This is a genomic window from Pseudomonas sp. R11F (genome assembly GCF_050312575.1).
GTDB lineage: Bacteria > Pseudomonadota > Gammaproteobacteria > Pseudomonadales > Pseudomonadaceae > Aquipseudomonas > Aquipseudomonas palleroniana.
On sequence record NZ_JBNPJU010000039.1, the window covers coordinates 50,904 to 65,986 of the forward strand.

General features: G+C 61.3%; 15 protein-coding genes. 5 read left to right on the forward strand and 10 right to left on the reverse strand.

Annotated elements, in window-relative coordinates:
* Positions 1-43 precede the first annotated feature (43 nt).
* Positions 44-502: an REP-associated tyrosine transposase gene (locus ACQRBV_RS10850; RefSeq protein WP_060753491.1), complete on the forward strand. Its 459-nt coding sequence runs from the start codon at positions 44-46 to the stop codon at positions 500-502.
* Between the two features lie 127 nt (positions 503-629).
* Here the strand turns inward: ACQRBV_RS10850 and ACQRBV_RS10855 are convergent, their stop codons facing one another.
* Positions 630-1,826 (reverse strand): class I SAM-dependent rRNA methyltransferase, encoded by a 1,197-nt coding sequence (locus ACQRBV_RS10855; RefSeq protein WP_411985418.1) that lies wholly within the window; start codon positions 1,824-1,826, stop codon positions 630-632.
* Positions 1,827-2,105: 279 nt separating this feature from the next.
* On the opposite strand from ACQRBV_RS10855, the gene ACQRBV_RS10860 reads away from it, so the two are divergent.
* A complete protein-coding gene (locus ACQRBV_RS10860) occupies positions 2,106-2,918 on the forward strand; it encodes an HDOD domain-containing protein (RefSeq protein WP_174554053.1) in 813 nt (270 codons plus the stop codon).
* A 21-nt stretch (positions 2,919-2,939) separates the two neighbouring features.
* Positions 2,940-3,752, forward strand: coding sequence for a bifunctional DNA-formamidopyrimidine glycosylase/DNA-(apurinic or apyrimidinic site) lyase (gene mutM, locus ACQRBV_RS10865; protein WP_060753488.1), 813 nt, complete (start codon positions 2,940-2,942; stop codon positions 3,750-3,752).
* A gap of 133 nt (positions 3,753-3,885) precedes the next feature.
* On the opposite strand, the gene ACQRBV_RS10870 is transcribed toward mutM, so the two are convergent.
* From ACQRBV_RS10870 to ACQRBV_RS10890, 5 genes are all read right to left on the reverse strand, one after another.
* Positions 3,886-4,137, reverse strand: coding sequence for a YfhL family 4Fe-4S dicluster ferredoxin (locus ACQRBV_RS10870; protein WP_003195146.1), 252 nt, complete (start codon positions 4,135-4,137; stop codon positions 3,886-3,888).
* A gap of 121 nt (positions 4,138-4,258) precedes the next feature.
* Positions 4,259-4,738 carry a pantetheine-phosphate adenylyltransferase gene (gene coaD, locus ACQRBV_RS10875; RefSeq protein WP_003176711.1) on the reverse strand — a complete coding sequence of 160 codons (480 nt, stop codon included), beginning with the start codon at positions 4,736-4,738 and terminating at the stop codon, positions 4,259-4,261.
* 103 nt (positions 4,739-4,841) lie between these two features.
* Positions 4,842-6,437 carry a GMC family oxidoreductase gene (locus tag ACQRBV_RS10880; protein ID WP_411985419.1) on the reverse strand — a complete coding sequence of 532 codons (1,596 nt, stop codon included), beginning with the start codon at positions 6,435-6,437 and terminating at the stop codon, positions 4,842-4,844.
* Positions 6,438-6,474: 37 nt separating this feature from the next.
* On the reverse strand, positions 6,475-7,020 hold the full coding sequence (locus tag ACQRBV_RS10885; RefSeq protein WP_244384913.1) for a twin-arginine translocation pathway signal protein: 546 nt from the start codon (positions 7,018-7,020) through the stop codon (positions 6,475-6,477).
* 44 nt (positions 7,021-7,064) lie between these two features.
* Positions 7,065-8,492: a coniferyl aldehyde dehydrogenase gene (locus ACQRBV_RS10890; protein WP_244384914.1), complete on the reverse strand. Its 1,428-nt coding sequence runs from the start codon at positions 8,490-8,492 to the stop codon at positions 7,065-7,067.
* A 146-nt stretch (positions 8,493-8,638) separates the two neighbouring features.
* On the opposite strand from ACQRBV_RS10890, the gene ACQRBV_RS10895 reads away from it, so the two are divergent.
* Positions 8,639-9,310 (forward strand): TetR/AcrR family transcriptional regulator, encoded by a 672-nt coding sequence (locus ACQRBV_RS10895; protein ID WP_060753484.1) that lies wholly within the window; start codon positions 8,639-8,641, stop codon positions 9,308-9,310.
* A gap of 33 nt (positions 9,311-9,343) precedes the next feature.
* Positions 9,344-10,198: a sulfurtransferase gene (locus ACQRBV_RS10900; protein ID WP_205344380.1), complete on the forward strand. Its 855-nt coding sequence runs from the start codon at positions 9,344-9,346 to the stop codon at positions 10,196-10,198.
* Positions 10,199-10,318: 120 nt separating this feature from the next.
* Here the strand turns inward: ACQRBV_RS10900 and ACQRBV_RS10905 are convergent, their stop codons facing one another.
* From ACQRBV_RS10905 to ACQRBV_RS10920, 4 genes are all read right to left on the reverse strand, one after another.
* Positions 10,319-11,314 (reverse strand): hydrolase, encoded by a 996-nt coding sequence (locus ACQRBV_RS10905; RefSeq protein ID WP_411985420.1) that lies wholly within the window; start codon positions 11,312-11,314, stop codon positions 10,319-10,321.
* A gap of 176 nt (positions 11,315-11,490) precedes the next feature.
* The gene (gene rsmD / locus ACQRBV_RS10910) at positions 11,491-12,099 is read right to left on the reverse strand and encodes a 16S rRNA (guanine(966)-N(2))-methyltransferase RsmD (protein WP_104994937.1); all 609 of its coding nucleotides are present in this window, start codon (positions 12,097-12,099) and stop codon (positions 11,491-11,493) included.
* Positions 12,099-13,586, reverse strand: a complete 1,488-nt coding sequence (locus tag ACQRBV_RS10915; RefSeq protein ID WP_104994936.1) for a M16 family metallopeptidase — start codon at positions 13,584-13,586, stop codon at positions 12,099-12,101. The genes rsmD and ACQRBV_RS10915 overlap by 1 nt, the downstream gene beginning before the upstream one ends.
* Positions 13,579-14,934: a M16 family metallopeptidase gene (locus ACQRBV_RS10920; protein WP_411985421.1), complete on the reverse strand. Its 1,356-nt coding sequence runs from the start codon at positions 14,932-14,934 to the stop codon at positions 13,579-13,581. The genes ACQRBV_RS10915 and ACQRBV_RS10920 overlap by 8 nt, the downstream gene beginning before the upstream one ends.
* Positions 14,935-15,083 lie beyond the last annotated feature (149 nt).

The following is a 15,083-nucleotide window of genomic DNA, read 5'->3' on the forward strand; positions in this document are numbered from 1 at the left end:
AACGCCTACCGTTTCTCTTCCACTCACGGAAGAGGACGATGGAATGTCCACTCAACAACATGCACATAGGCTACGCGCCGGGCGCTATTCGGAGTCGGGCCGCATTTACCTGATTACTGTGGTGACTCATCAACGGCAATGTGTCTTTCAGGACTGGCGCATCGGCCGGTTGCTTGTCAGTGAGTTCAGGGCGGCCCAGGAAGAGGGGGAGGCGACTTCGCTGGCCTGGGTAGTCATGCCTGACCACTTTCACTGGCTGGTCGAGTTGCATAACGGCGACTTGCCGAGGTTGATGCGTATCACCAAGTCGCGTAGTGCCCGTGCGATTAATAAGGCCAGGTGTTCGTTCGGGAGCTTATGGCAAAAGGGCTATTTCGACCGTGCACTTCGTCGGGAGGAAGACTTGAAGGCCATGGCCCGTTACATCGTGGCCAATCCCTTGCGAGCAGGACTGGTCAAACATATTGGCCAGTACCCGCTGTGGGACGCCATCTGGTTGTGACCTATCTCTCTGTAGGAGCGAGCTTGCTCGCGAAGAACGTCAACGATAACGCAGCGCTATCAGGTAGCCCGCGATGTCCTTGCGTTTTTCGCGAGCAAGTTCGCTCCTACAGGGGGCCTGGTGTTACTTAGCTATTCGGCAACAACCGGCAAGTAATGCTCTTGATATACCGCGTCTCGGCAATCGCCGGGTGCACCGGGTGGTCCGGGCCCTGGCCGCCGCGTTCGAGCATCTGGATATTGCGGTCCAGATGGCGGGCGCTGGTCAGCAGGATGTTTTGCAGGTCGTCTTCCGGCAGGTGCATGGAGCACGAGGCGCTGACCAGGATGCCGTCCTTGCTGAGCAGGCGCATGGCTTGTTCGTTGAGGCGACGGTAGGCGCCTTCGCCGTTTTTCATGTCTTTTTTGCGTTTGATGAAGGCCGGTGGGTCGGCGACGATCACGTCGAAGCGTTCTTCGCTGGCTTTCAGTTCTTTCAGGGCTTCAAAGACGTCGCCTTCGATGCAGGTCATTTTCTCGGCGAAGCCGTTCAGCGCGGCGTTGCGTTCTACGCCATCAAGGGCGACGGCGGAGGCGTCGACGCAGAACACTTCACTGGCGCCGAAGGCGGCAGCTTGCACGCCCCAGCCGCCGATGTAGCTGTACAGGTCGAGTACGCGCTTGCCTTTGGCATACGGGGCCAGGCGCGCGCGGTTCATGCGGTGGTCGTAGAACCAGCCGGTCTTCTGGCCCTGGATCACCGGGGCTTCGAATTTCACGCCGTTTTCTTCCAGCGCCACCCACTCCGGCACCAGGCCGAACACGGTTTCGACGTAGCGGTTGAGGCCCTCGGCGTCACGTGCGGCGGAGTCGTTCTTGAACAGGATGCCGCTTGGCTTGAGCACTTGGGTCAGCGCAGCGATCACGTCATCTTTGTGGGCTTCCATGGTCGCCGAAGCGATCTGCACCACCAGGATGTCGCCGAAACGATCGACCACCAGGCCCGGCAGCAGGTCGGAGTCACCGTAGACCAGGCGGTAGAACGGCTTGTCGAACAGGCGCTCACGCAGGGACAGGGCGACGTTCAGGCGGTGTACCAGCAGCGACTTGTCCAGCGGCAACTTGATGTCGCGCGACAGCAGGCGGGCGCAGATCAGGTTGTTCGGGCTCATGGCCACGATGCCGAGGGTCTTGCCGCCGGCCGCTTCCAGGATGGCCTGGTCGCCTGCCTGGAAGCCGTGAAGTGGGGTGGCGGCCACGTCGATTTCGTTGCTGTAGACCCACAGGTGGCCGTTGCGCAAACGACGATCGGCGTTGGCTTTGAGACGCAGGCTTGGCAGGGACATGACGTCGCTCCGGAAAAAAGAGCGGAAGTATACCTGTTGCGGCGCGGTTCATGTGGGAGTGGGCTTGCCCGCGATGCAGGCGGCGCGGTGTATCTGACGTACGGCGCTGATGCAATCGGCAACCAGCCCTCTCGCGCGTTTGACCGGGTTTTTGTTCAGGTTTTTGAGGTGTCAGTCAGGTTCCTATAGAGGTTAGAATCCCCGCCTAGCCCAGAGTGTGTACTTATGTCCCAAGAGCTTTCCGCCGAACAGATCCAACAGGCCCTGCAAGGCATCAGTGTGCCGCCTCAACCGCAAATCATGGTGGATTTGCAGATGGAGCAGTACATGCCCGACCCAGACCTGGAGGTGATTGCACGGCTGATCTCCCAGGACCCGGGCCTGTCCGGCGCGTTGTTGAAAATCGTCAACTCGCCGTATTACGGCCTGAGCAACAAGATCGCCTCGATCCAGCGCGCCGTGAACCTGCTGGGCAGCCGCTCGATCATCAACCTGATCAACGCGCAGTCGATCAGGGGCGAGATGAGCGACGACACCATCGTCACCCTCAACCGCTTCTGGGACACTGCCCAGGATGTGGCCATGACCTGCCTGACCCTGGCCAAGCGCACCGGCTCGCAAGCGGTCGACGAGGCCTATGCCCTGGGCCTGTTCCACGATTGCGGCGTGCCGTTGATGCTCAAGCGCTTTCCCAATTACATGACGGTGCTCGAGGAAGCCTACGCCAACGCCAACCCCGACTGTCGTGTGGTCGACACCGAAAACAATGCGTTCAACACCAACCATGCCGTGGTCGGCTATTACACTGCCAAATCCTGGCGCCTGCCGGAACACGTGACCGACGCGATTGCCAACCATCACAACGCCCTGGCGATTTTCAGCGATGAGTCGTCGCGCAATTCGCAGCTGAAAAACCTGCTGGCGATCCTGAAAATGGCCGAGCACATTTGCTCGTCGCACCGCGTGCTGGGCAACCAGGCGGTGGACCACGAGTGGGAAGCCATCGGCCATCTGGTGCTGGACTACGTGGGCCTGTCGGACTACGACTTCGAAAGCATGAAATTGTCGATCCGCGAACTGGGCGCCCACTAAACCTGTCTTCAAGAGGTACACATGCCCGAGTTACCAGAGGTCGAAACCACGAGACGCGGAATTGCCCCGCACCTGGAAGGCCAGCGCGTCAGCCGTGTGGTGGTGCGTGAGCGACGCCTGCGCTGGCCGATCCCGGAGGACTTGGACGTGCGCCTGTCCGGGCAACGCATCGTGCTGGTGGAGCGGCGGGCCAAATACCTGCTGATCAACGCTGAAGTGGGCACCCTGATCAGCCACCTGGGCATGTCGGGTAATTTGCGCCTGGTGGAGGCCGGCCTGCCGGCGGCCAAGCATGAGCATGTGGACATTGAACTCGAATCCGGCCTGGCGCTGCGCTACACCGACCCGCGGCGCTTCGGCGCGATGCTGTGGAGCCAGGACCCACACAATCACGAACTGCTGATCCGCCTCGGCCCGGAGCCTTTGACCGAGCTGTTCGATGGCGAGCGCCTGTTCCAACTGTCCCGTGGCCGTTCGATGGCGGTGAAGCCATTCATCATGGACAACGCGGTGGTGGTGGGCGTGGGCAATATCTACGCGACGGAAGCGCTGTTTGCGGCGGGCATCGACCCGCGTCGAGAGGCCGGCGGCATTTCACGAGCGCGGTACTTGAAGCTGGCGATCGAGATCAAGCGCGTGCTGGCGGCCGCCATCGAGCGGGGCGGTACCACGCTGCGGGACTTTATCGGTGGTGACGGACAGCCGGGGTATTTCCAGCAGGAACTGTTCGTCTACGGCCGGGGAGGCGAGGCGTGCAAGGTCTGCGGGAGCGAGTTGCGCAATGTGGTGCTGGGGCAGCGGGCGAGTGTGTTTTGCCCCAAGTGCCAGCGCTGATTGCGGTGTGAGGGCGGATATCGCCATCGGGAGCAAGCCCCCTCCCACACTCGACCGCATTCTCATGGTGGAACCTGGTCAACTGTGGGAGGGGGCTTGCTCCCGATGAGGCCCGAATGGGCACCGATAAACTTCAGGCCTTACCGGTAATCTTCCGGTACTTCTCCATCAACTGCTCTTCGGTCTCGGGATGCGCTTCGTCCAGTGGAATGCAGTCTACCGGGCACACTTGCTGGCATTGAGGCTCGTCGTAGTGGCCGACGCACTGGGTGCACAGGTTCGGGTCGATCACGTAGATCTCTTCGCCCTGGGAAATGGCAGCGTTCGGGCACTCAGGTTCGCAGACGTCGCAATTGATGCAATCGTCGGTGATGATCAGGGACATGGAAACTCCTGCCAGGGCGGTCAGCCAAGGCATCTGAAAACTAATGCGCGCAATTGTGCCGCATTGGCGCCCGCAGTGCGAGCCTGTGGCAAGGGAGCAAGCTCCCTCGCCACAGTCATTCTTACTTCTTGAAGCGTAACGTCAGCGCATCGGCGACGGCCGGGTGCACGAACTTGGTGATATCGCCGCCCAACGCCGCGATCTCACGGACCAGCGTCGAGGAAATGAACGAATAACGTTCCGACGGCGTGAGGAACAGGCTTTCCACGTCTGGCGCCAATTGGCGGTTCATGTTGGCCAGCTGGAATTCGTATTCGAAGTCCGACACCGCACGCAGGCCACGCAGGAATACATTGGCGTTCTGCTCTTTGGCGAAATGGGCCAGCAGTGTGGAGAAACCCACTACTTCCACGTTGGGCAGGTGCTTGGTGACCTCACGCGCCAGTTCCACGCGCTGTTCCAGGGGAAACAGCGGGTTTTTCTTGGGGCTGGCCGCGACTGCGATGATCACATGGTCGAACAGGCGAGAGGCGCGTTCGACCAGATCGCCATGGCCTTTGGTAATCGGGTCGAAGGTACCTGGGTACAACACTCGGTTCATCGCGTCGTCCTGGCGGAGTCCGTTGGGGAACCGGATGGTATCGCAGCCATCCCGGTCGGCCAAGTCGACTTATGTAGATAGATACCGTGAATACCCGGTTTTTTCATGCTGTTTTCAGACGTTCGACCAATGCCGTCGCCAGTTGCGCCGTCAAGCCATACACCGACAATTGCGGGTTGGCACCAATGCTGGTGGGAAATAGCGAGCCGTCGTGGATCGACAGGTTACGCAGTTGGTGATGGCGACCGAGGCTATCGGCCACTGCGATTTTCGGATCTTCACCCATGGCGCAACCGCCCATCACATGGGCGCTGCCCAGCGTGGTTCGGTGCAGTTCCAGGTTCAGGCCGTCAATCAGTTCGCGTGCTTGGGCCAGGGTGTTCACATGACGCGCATCGTGATGCAGTGGCTTGACCGACTTTGCGCCGGCGGCGAACTGGATCTCGGCCATGCTGTGAAAGGCCCGGCGCAGGCCGTCCCAGGCATAAGGTGAGACTTGATAGTCGAGCACGGGCGTACCGTCCCCGCGCAAGTCCACGGTGCCGCCTTGGCTGTCGGGGTGAAAACCGTCGCGCATCAACGCCAGCATGGCGTGGGTGTGGGGCAACTGGCCCATCTCCAGCGCGTTTTGCGTGCCGTAGCCACCGAACAAGGTACTGGCCAGGCCCGGGTGCAAGGGCGGCGCCTCGAGCTTGTAGGACATTTTGCCGGTGGTGCCGTCCTGCCATTGGAAGTGGTCGGAATAGATCGACTGCGGTGCGCCATAAAATGGGTTGATCACCTCGTCGAACAGCCCGGCGGAAAAATTCACCAGATGCAGGAACGTGCGCTTGCCCAGGCGCGAGTGCGGATCCGGCGCGTCCGAGCGCATCAGCAGTGCCGGGCTGTTGATGCCGCCGCCGGACAGCACGTAATGCTTGGCCTTGACCGTGATCTTGCGGCCGGTGGGTGCCACGCAGCGCTCGTCCATGGCCACGCACTCCAGGCTGTTGATGGTGTCGCCGCTGTATTTGAGGCGTTCGGCACGGGCCAGGTAGAGCAGCTCACCGCCTTTTTCCAGGGTGGCCGGAATGGTGGTCACCAGCATTGACTGCTTGGCGTTGACCGGGCAACCCATGCCGCAATAACCCAGGTTGAAGCAGCCGCGCACGTTGCGTGGGATCACGTGCCAGCTGTAGCCGAGCTGTTCGCAGCCCTTGCGGATCACGTCGTTGTTGGCGTTGGGTGGAATGGCCCAGGGTGCGATGCCCAGGCGTTGTTCCATTTTCTCGAACCACGGCGCCATCTCGGCGCTGCTGTGGCCTTTGACCGCGTATTCACTGGCCCAGTGGGTCAGCGTGGGGTCGGGTGTGCGGAAGCTGGAGGTCCAGTTGATCAGCGTGGTACCGCCCACGGCCCGCCCCTGCAGGATCGTGATCGCGCCGTCCTTGCTCATGCGGCCGATACCTTCCTGGTACAGGCTGGCGTAAGCCTCGTCCTCCAACAGCTTGAAGTCGCTGCTGGTCTTGAGCGGGCCTTCTTCGATCAGCAGCACCTTGTAGCCCGCCGCGCTGAGGATTTCAGCCGTGGTGCCGCCGCCGGCACCGCTGCCGATGATCGCCACGTCGGCTTCCAGGGTCAGGTCGTTATCGAGGGCGGCGCCATTGTGGGTTTTCCAGCCGCGGGCCAGGCCGTCGCGGAACAGATCGGGTACGGGCATCAGGGTCGTCTCTTGTTTTTATGAGGGAAGATACGCATCAGATCTTCGGCGGGCCGGGGTAGCCGCAGTGGGCCCAGGACTCTGGCCGGAAGTACCAGGCCATGATCACCAGTTTGAGCAGCGAACCCTGGCCCATGCGCAGCAGGTTCAGGTAGCTGTTTTCCCAGCGGTGCAGGAAATTGCGGATTTGCTCCGCGCTGGCGTTTTCCCAACTGCCCCAGATCCCGGTCAACGGACCACGAGTGATGCCCATGGCCAATACATCGAACAGTTGCTGGGTGAGCTTGAACATTTCTGGCGACAGGTATTGCAGGCTGTAGTCGAGTTTTTTCAGGGTGTCTTCAACCCCGTCGACCACCGCCTGGACGCTGGCGGCGCCTTCGAGCAGCACCGGAATCACTGCACGCAGGAAGGGCAGGTCACTGCTGCGCAGCATGGCAAAGCCGCTGGCCGGGGTGCTGCTGGAGCAGCCACTGAGGCTGGCGCCCAACCCGGCGGTGGCCAGGAAGGCGCTGGCGCACAGGCCGATTTTCAAGACGCCGCGCCGTGACAGCGCGGGTGATTCAGTCAGGCTGGGGTTCATTGTTTTTATGGTCCCGAAGGTGGAGAGTCCCGAAGGTGTAGATATCAGCGGATAAACAGCTTCTGGATTAACTTCTGGATCGATTTTCCGTAAGGCGGGTAGATCAACTTTGCGGCGTTCAGGCGCTGCTTCACCAATACGCCTTTGGCCTTGCTGAACGTCAGGAAGCCTTCATGCCCATGGTAGTGGCCCATGCCTGAGGGGCCGATGCCACCAAACGGCATGTCGTCCTGAGCCACATGCAGCAGAGTGTCGTTCAGGCATACGCCACCGGAATGGGTTTCGTGAAGCACACGGTTCTGTTCGCCCTTGTTGTAGCCAAAGTAGTAAAGGGCCAGTGGGCGAGGGCGTTGGTTGATGTAGGCAAAGGCTTGGTCGAGGCCGCGATAAGGCACGATAGGCAGCAAGGGCCCGAAGATTTCATCCTGCATCACGATCATGTCATCACTGACGTCAAGCAGCAGGCTGTGGGCCATGCGTCGTGCCTGGCCCTGGTCATACAGCGCAATCAGGGTGGCGCCTTTGTCGGTCGCGTCCTTGACGTAGCTATTGAGCCGGGCCAATTGCCGTTCGTTGATGACGGCGGTGTAGTCCGGGTTGTCGGCCAGGGTCGGATAAAACCCGCGAACGGCCTGGGTGTAGGCCTCGACGAAACCCTCGATGCGATCTTCCGGCACCAACACGTAGTCCGGTGCCACGCAGGTCTGCCCGGCGTTCAAGGCTTTACCGAAGGCGATACGTTCGGCGGCATCCTTGAGCGGCACATCGGCGGAAACGATGGCAGGGGATTTGCCGCCCAGTTCCAGAGTGACCGGCGTGAGGTGTTCGGCGGCAGCACGCATTACATGCTTGCCGATGCTGGTGGCGCCGGTAAAGAGCAGGTGATCGAAGGGCAGCCTGGAAAACGCCATGCCCACTTCGGCCTCGCCCAGCACCACGCACACCAGGTCCTCGGGGAAGATTTTCGCCAAGAGGGCTTTGAGCAGCTCGCCAGTGGCAGGGGTGGACTCGCTGAGCTTGAGCATCACCCGGTTACCCGCCGCCAAAGCTCCGACCAGCGGGCCTATAGCCAGATACAACGGGTAATTCCAGGGCACGATCACCCCGACCACACCCAGCGGTTGGTAGATGACTTTGGCTGAAGCCGGTTGGAAGGCGATACCTACGGCGCGGCGGGAGGGTTTCATCCAGCCCTTGAGGTGTTTGCTGGCATAGTGAATGCCATGCAGGCTGGGCATCAACTCGGCGAAGAGGGTTTCGTCGGCGCTGCGGTTGCTGAAGTCCTGGCTGATCGCATTGATCAACGCCTGGCGTTCGTCACTGAGCAGGTCGCGCAATGCCTTGAGCCATTGCTGGCGCTGCTCGGCCGGCGGCATCGGGTTGGCCGCGTAGGCACGCCGTTGTGCGTCGAACAGGGGCTGGAGTTGATCCGGCCCCTGGGAATCTTGCAGATAGGCAACGTTGGCAGACATGGCGCAGTTCCCGACTATTATTGGAATGCACCATTTATTAGAGTCATTACTCTAAATTGTCAAATAACATTGCAGCAACATGCGGATTTATCCTGGCAAGGATAGGCCGTAAGATGCCTCATCACGTGTACAGAAGCTGATCCCCTATGGCACCACGAGTAAAGACCAGCGAGCGCATTGTGCAAACCAGCCTGGAGCTTTTTAACCAGCAGGGCGAGCGTAGCGTCAGCACCAACCACATTGCCGCCCATATGGAAATTTCCCCGGGCAACCTGTACTACCACTTCCCCAACAAGCAGGCGATCATCGCCGTACTGTTTCGTGAATATGAAGCCCTGGTGGACAGTTTCCTGCGGCCGCCCCAAGGCCGCGCCGTCACCGTCGAAGACAAACGCTTCTATCTGCAGGCTGTGCTGGCCGGCATGTGGCGCTATCGTTTCCTGCACCGTGATCTTGAACATTTGCTGGAAAGCGACCCGGAACTGGCCACCGGCTACCGGCGTTTCTCCCAACGTTGCCTGACCCAGGGTGGTGCCATCTACCAAGGGTTCGTCGATGCCGGCATCCTCAATATGGATAAGGTGCAAACCGAAGCCCTGACCCTCAATGCCTGGATCATCCTCACCTCCTGGGTGCGTTTCCTGTGCACCACCAATGAAAACTCCGCGCACTTGAGCGCTGAAGCGATCAAACGCGGGGTGTATCAGGTGCTGGTGCTGGAGGCGGGGTTTGTCACGCCCCAGGCGAAGGAAGCAGTGGATGCACTGTTCAAAGAGTTTTACGTGCCGTTGAATCAGGCATTGGAAGAAGTGAAGTAGGACCTTTCCCTAATCTGTTCACAGGAGTCCGTCATGCCGCTTGCGCAACTGATCAGCCCCCAGCAACTGGCCGAGCGCCAACAGCGTGGAGGGCTGGTGATCCTTGATTGCCGTTTTGCCTTGGAAGACCCTGACTATGGGCTTTGCAGCTATGCCGAAGGGCATATCGAAGGCGCGCAATACGCCGACCTGGAGCGTCACCTCAGCGGCCCGGTGACGAAGGGCGTGACCGGTCGTCACCCGCTGCCGGCGGCGGACACTCTGGTACAGCAACTGCGGGCGTGGGGCATCAACGCCGACACCGACATTGTGCTGTATGACGACGGGCCTGGCGCCTATGCCGCCCGCGCCTGGTGGCTGCTGGCCTGGCTGGGCAAGCGCGATGGCGTGTTTATCCTGGACGGCGGCCTCAAGGCTTGGCACGCGGCCGGTTTCCCGTTGAGCCTGGATGCACCGGTGATCGAGCCGGGAGCCTTTACCGGCACGCCGGACAATCATCTGCTGGTAGATGCCGAACAGCTGCAAAAACGTCTGGGCGAACCCGGCATGACGTTGATCGATGCCCGCGCTCAACCGCGTTTTCGCGGCGAAGTGGAGCCTATCGACCCGGTCGCCGGGCATATTCCTGGCGCGCAATGTGCGGCATTCAGTGAAAACCTGGGCAGTGACGGCCGCTTCCTGCCGGCCGAACAGCTCAAGCAGCGGTTTGCCGCGCAGTTGCAGGGCCGCTCGCCGGACAAGCTGGTTGCCTATTGCGGCTCAGGCGTGACGGCGTGCCACAACCTGTTCGCCCTGAGCTTGGCGGGTTACCCCTTGGGCACCTTGTATGCGGGGTCGTGGAGCGAGTGGATTACCGATCCTGCGCGGAAGGTCGCTACTGGCGATTGACGTAATGCCGGTGTGAATCCAATCAAAATGTGAGAGGGGGCTTGCTCCCGATAGCAGTAGGTCGGTCAGGACATCTGATACTGATACACCGCCATCGGGAGCAAGCCCCCTCCCACATGTTTAACTGCGTTTTGTCTGTAGCCATTGTGGGATTCGTCGTTCGAGGTAGTAGCCGGGGCGCTTCAGCGAACCGTCCACAAACCCCACATGCCCACCCTTGGCCAGCAGTTCGAACTCGGTGCAATCCGACAGTTCGCTGGCTTCGGGCAGGCTATGGTTGAACACGAAGGGGTCGTCGGCGGCCTGGATGATCAGGGTGGGGGTGCGGATCCCACTCAGGTAGTAACGGCTCGATGCGCGACGGTAATAGTCTTCGGCACTCAGAAAACCGTGCAGCGGTGCGGTCACTCGTCCGTCGAAATCCCAAAACGTGCGCATTTTTTCCAACGAACCGAGTGCTTCCAGGGTTTTCAGCCCTTCAGCACGACCGTCCTGCAGAAAACGGCTCTGTTTGACGCGGATGTACGTCAGCATTTCGCGCATGAAATGCTTTTGGTAAACCCGGGAGAACCCCAGCCCGATACGATCCGCACACTGATCCAGACGAAACGGCACCGATACCGCCGCCGCGCCTTGCAAGCCCGACCTTTCACCGGTTTCACCCAGATGCTTGAGCAGCACGTTGCCGCCCAGCGAATAACCAACTGCATACAGCGGTGCCAACGGCCGTTTGGCTCGCAGGTGTGCAATCGCCGCCGCCAGGTCTTCACTGGCGCCCGAGTGATAGCTGCGCGCCAACAGGTTTGGCTCACCCGAACAGCCGCGCCAGTTCAACGCTGCACTGGCCCAGCCCTGCTCGGCGAGGGCTTTTTGCAGGCCGGCCACGTAGGGTGAGTTGGATGAGCCGGTCAGCCCATGCAGCACCAGCACCAACGGTGCTTGCACGTCGTGGGGGCCATGCCAGTCGAGGTCAAGGAAGTCGCCGTCGTCCAGCCATAAGCGTTCGCGCTGGCGCTCGATGTGGGTGGTCGGGCGCCACAACGGCCCCCACAGCGTTTGCAGATGTGGGTTGCCGAGGCCGAAGGCGGGCGTAAAATTTCCAGACGACATCTTCATGAAGGTCTCTGTAGTGAGCGGGCTTGCCCCGCGCTGGGCGGCGCAGCCGTCCCAATCCGTCCAACGCATGCGTCCGGGTAGAGCTCAGGCGTCTGGTTTTAAGGCATGTATCCAGGCAGAAATTAGGCGCCTGGTTTAGGGCGGCTGCGCCACCCAGCGCGGGGCAAGCCCGCTCACTACATGGTGTTGCGGTGCCACAGGGCGTAATACACGCGGCCGGACTTCTGTTCCCGGTGCAGGCGCCAGCTGCCCGGCAGGCCAAGCGTGGATGGCGCAGTCTCGCTTTCAGTGTAGATCCAGGCATCGGGCGCCAGCCATTGGCGTTCTTCAAGCAACGCACACACGGTCGGCAACAGGTTCTGGTTGAACGGTGGGTCGAGGAACACGACGTCGTATTCGCTGGCCGGCTGGGTGTCCAGGTAGCGCAAGGCGTCGGCGGTCTGGACCTGGCCGGTGGTGCAGCGCAAGGTGCCCAGGTGTTCCTTGAGGCTGGACACCGCCACATTGCTGGCATCCAGCGCCTGGCCTTGGGCCGCACCACGGGACAGCGCCTCCAGGAACAGCGCGCCGCTGCCGGCAAACGGGTCCAGTACCTTGGCCCCGCCGATGTGCGGCGCGAGCCAGTTGAACAGGGTTTCACGCACGCGATCCGGCGTCGGGCGCAGGCCCACGACATCGGGGAAGCTCAGCTTGCGGCTGCCCCATTCACCACCAATGATGCGCAGTTGGCCCACACCGTTATGGACGTTGTGGACAGGTTTTTTCGGGCGAGATGAACTGGCCATTAATGCTCCGGAACCCCGAGCGGTTGCTCGGCGGGTTTGTCAGTGGGGGGCGGTAGTGGCTTTTGCGCAATCGTCGGGCCGGCGGTCACGATGACCATCTTGTCGGCGCTCAAGTGTTTGTTCAAGGCAGCCTTGACCTGCTCTGTGGTCAGGGCCTGGGATTGTTTCATGAAATCTTCCAGATAGCTCAGCGGCAGGTTGTAGAAACCCATCGCGCCCAGTTGCCCGACGATATCGGCGTTGCTTGCCGTCGACAGTGGGAAGCTGCCGGCCAACTCGCGCTTGGCGTCATCCAGTTCCTTTTGCGTCGGGCCGGTCTTGAGGTAGTCGGCCAGCACGTCCTCGACCAGGCGCAGGGTGCCGCCGCTCATTTCGGCGCGAGTCTGCAGGTTGATCATGAACGGGCCGCGTACCTGCATCGGCGAAAAGCCGGAGTACACGCCGTAGGTCAGGCCGCGTTTTTCGCGCACTTCACTCATCAAGCGAGTGCCGAAGCCACCGCCGCCGAGGATCTGGTTGCCCAGGGAGAGGGCTGCGTAGTCCGGATCGGCGCGGTCGATACCCAGTTGGGCGAACAGCAGGTGAGTCTGCTTGGACGGAAACTCGATGTGGCTCAGGCCGGCCTTGGGCTCGCTTGGCTGAGCGATCTTGGCCAGCGCCGGACCTTTGGGCAGCGATGCGGAAACCTTGGCGGTCATCGCTTCGGCTTCGGCGCGGGTCAGGTCGCCGACCACTGCAATGACTGCATTACCCGCGGCGTAAGCTTTGGCGTGGAACGCCTGCAGCTGGGCGAGGGTGATTTTTGGAACGCTTTCGGCGGTGCCTTCGCTCGGGTGCGCGTACGGGTGGTCACCGTAGAGACGTTTGAACAGCTCCAGGCTCGCCAGTTTGCCGGGGTTCTGCTTCTGGTATTCGAAACCGGCAAGGATCTGGTTCTTGATGCGCGCCAGGGAGTCGGCCGGGAAGGTCGGCTTGCCGATCACCTCATCAAACAGGTTCAACGCGGCATCGCGTTTGTCGCTGTCGCTCAGGCTGCGCAAGGACACCAGCGCCATGTCGCGGTAAGCCCCATTGCCGAAATCGGCGCCCAGGCTTTCAAAACCGCTGGCAATCTGGCTCACATCCTTGCCCGGCACACCCTCGTTGAGCATGGCGTTGGTCATCAGGGCCAGGCCTGGGACGTCACCGTCCTGGCTGCTGCCGGCGGCGAACAGGATGCGCATGTCGAACATCGGCAGTTCATGGGCTTCGACGAACAGTACCTTGGCGCCTTCAGCGGTGTTCCAGGTTTGCACGTCGAGTTTGCGGTTGGTCGGCGCCTTGCCGTCCAACTCCGCGAGCGATTGCAGGGTGTTGCTCGATTGCGCCTTGTCCAGCGCCTGGCTGGCGACGGATTCGCTTGGGCGCAGGAAGTACACGGCGCTTGCGGCGACCAGGGTGACGACGACCAGGCCGGGAAAGATCAGGCGGCTGCTTCGATTACTCATGAGCGGTCTCCTCAGGCAGAACATGGGCGACGCTCAGACGATCGCGGGTGAAATAGGTGCGCGCGGCTTTCTGGATATCTTCCGGCGTCACGCTTTGCAGCTCGGCCAGTTCAGTGTCCATCAGCTTCCAGGACAGGCCGACGGTTTCCAGCGAACCGATGGCCGTGGCCTGGCTGGTGATGGAGTCGCGCTGGTAGACCACGCCGGCAATGACCTGGGCGCGGATGCGCTCCAGTTCCTCGGCGGTCGGCGGTTTGGCTTTCAGCTCTTCCAGCAGGCGCCACAGGCCGGCTTCGGCTTGGGCAATGGTCTTTTTCTTCTGTTGGTTCGGCGTGGCCGTCAGGGTGAACAGGCTGTCGCCACGGGTGTAGGCGTCGTAGCCGGTGGAGGCGGCTGAAACCAGTTCTTCACCACGTTCCAGTTGCTCGGAAATACGTGCGCTGTAGCCGCCATCCAGCAAGGCGGAGATCAGGCGCAGGGCTTGTACCGAGCGCTTGTCTTCGGCCGTTGCCAGGCTTGGGACGTTGAAGCCGAGGATCACGCTCGGCAGTTGGGTTTGCACGCGCATGGTCAGCAGGCGTTCGCCGGGCGCGGCCAGCTCCAGTGGGATCTTCGCCGGTGGCACGTCGCGCTTGGGAATCGGGCCGAAATACCGTTGGGCCAGGTTTTTCACCTCGTCCGGCGTGACGTCGCCGACGACCACCAGGGTGGCATTGTTCGGCACGTACCAGGACTGGTACCAGTGACGCAGCTCCTCGACCTTCATGCGCTCAAGGTCGGCCATCCAGCCGATAGTCGGCGTGTGGTAGCCGCTGGCCGGGTAGGCCATGGCCTTGAAGCGCTCGTAGGCCTTGGACATTGGGTTGTCGTCGGTGCGCAGGCGGCGTTCTTCCTTGATCACTTCGATTTCGCGGCTGAACTCATCGGCCGGCAGGCGCAGGCTGGCCATGCGGTCGGCTTCCAGTTCGAAGGCTACGCCCAGGCGATCACGGGCCAGCACCTGGTAATAGGCGGTGTAGTCGTCACTGGTGAAGGCGTTTTCCTCGGCGCCCAGGTCGCGCAGGATCAGCGAGGCTTCGCCGGGGCCGACCTTGGCGCTGCCTTTGAACATCATGTGTTCCAGGGCGTGGGACAAACCGGTCTGGCCCGGGGTTTCGTAGCTTGAACCCACCTTGTACCAAACCTGGGAAACCACCACCGGAGCACGATGATCTTCGCGCACGACCACTTTAAGGCCGTTATCCAGGGTGAATTCATGGGTAGGTTGTGGGTCGGCTGCGAAAGCGCAAAGGGGCAGACAAACTGTGCTGAGCAGCAGGCCTGCGGCGCGGCGGGCTAGAGCATTCATTCGTTTTTAAACCTGTTGGGCTGCCCGCTTGGTCTTAGCGTCGGCGGGCGAGGAGGTGCTAGGATACTGATCCGATTTGGACACGGCCACTGCGGCGGTCATCCTGTCCCGGGTTCAGTCGTCGGAATCTTGGAATAGAGCGTGGGTTT

Coding starts and splice junctions, on each gene's coding strand:
- rsmD (WP_104994937.1), bottom strand. CDS start 12,099: ATGGCCAGTTCATCTCGCCCGAAAAAACCTGTCCACAACGTCCATAAC.
- ACQRBV_RS10880 (WP_411985419.1), bottom strand. CDS start 6,437: ATGCCCGTACCCGATCTGTTCCGCGACGGCCTGGCCCGCGGCTGGAAA.
- ACQRBV_RS10855 (WP_411985418.1), bottom strand. CDS start 1,826: ATGTCCCTGCCAAGCCTGCGTCTCAAAGCCAACGCCGATCGTCGTTTG.
- ACQRBV_RS10870 (WP_003195146.1), bottom strand. CDS start 4,137: ATGTCCCTGATCATCACCGACGATTGCATCAATTGCGACGTCTGCGAA.
- ACQRBV_RS10890 (WP_244384914.1), bottom strand. CDS start 8,492: ATGTCTGCCAACGTTGCCTATCTGCAAGATTCCCAGGGGCCGGATCAA.
- ACQRBV_RS10850 (WP_060753491.1), top strand. CDS start 44: ATGTCCACTCAACAACATGCACATAGGCTACGCGCCGGGCGCTATTCG.
- mutM (WP_060753488.1), top strand. CDS start 2,940: ATGCCCGAGTTACCAGAGGTCGAAACCACGAGACGCGGAATTGCCCCG.
- ACQRBV_RS10915 (WP_104994936.1), bottom strand. CDS start 13,586: ATGAGTAATCGAAGCAGCCGCCTGATCTTTCCCGGCCTGGTCGTCGTC.
- ACQRBV_RS10895 (WP_060753484.1), top strand. CDS start 8,639: ATGGCACCACGAGTAAAGACCAGCGAGCGCATTGTGCAAACCAGCCTG.
- ACQRBV_RS10900 (WP_205344380.1), top strand. CDS start 9,344: ATGCCGCTTGCGCAACTGATCAGCCCCCAGCAACTGGCCGAGCGCCAA.
- coaD (WP_003176711.1), bottom strand. CDS start 4,738: ATGAACCGAGTGTTGTACCCAGGTACCTTCGACCCGATTACCAAAGGC.
- ACQRBV_RS10885 (WP_244384913.1), bottom strand. CDS start 7,020: ATGAACCCCAGCCTGACTGAATCACCCGCGCTGTCACGGCGCGGCGTC.
- ACQRBV_RS10920 (WP_411985421.1), bottom strand. CDS start 14,934: ATGAATGCTCTAGCCCGCCGCGCCGCAGGCCTGCTGCTCAGCACAGTT.
- ACQRBV_RS10905 (WP_411985420.1), bottom strand. CDS start 11,314: ATGAAGATGTCGTCTGGAAATTTTACGCCCGCCTTCGGCCTCGGCAAC.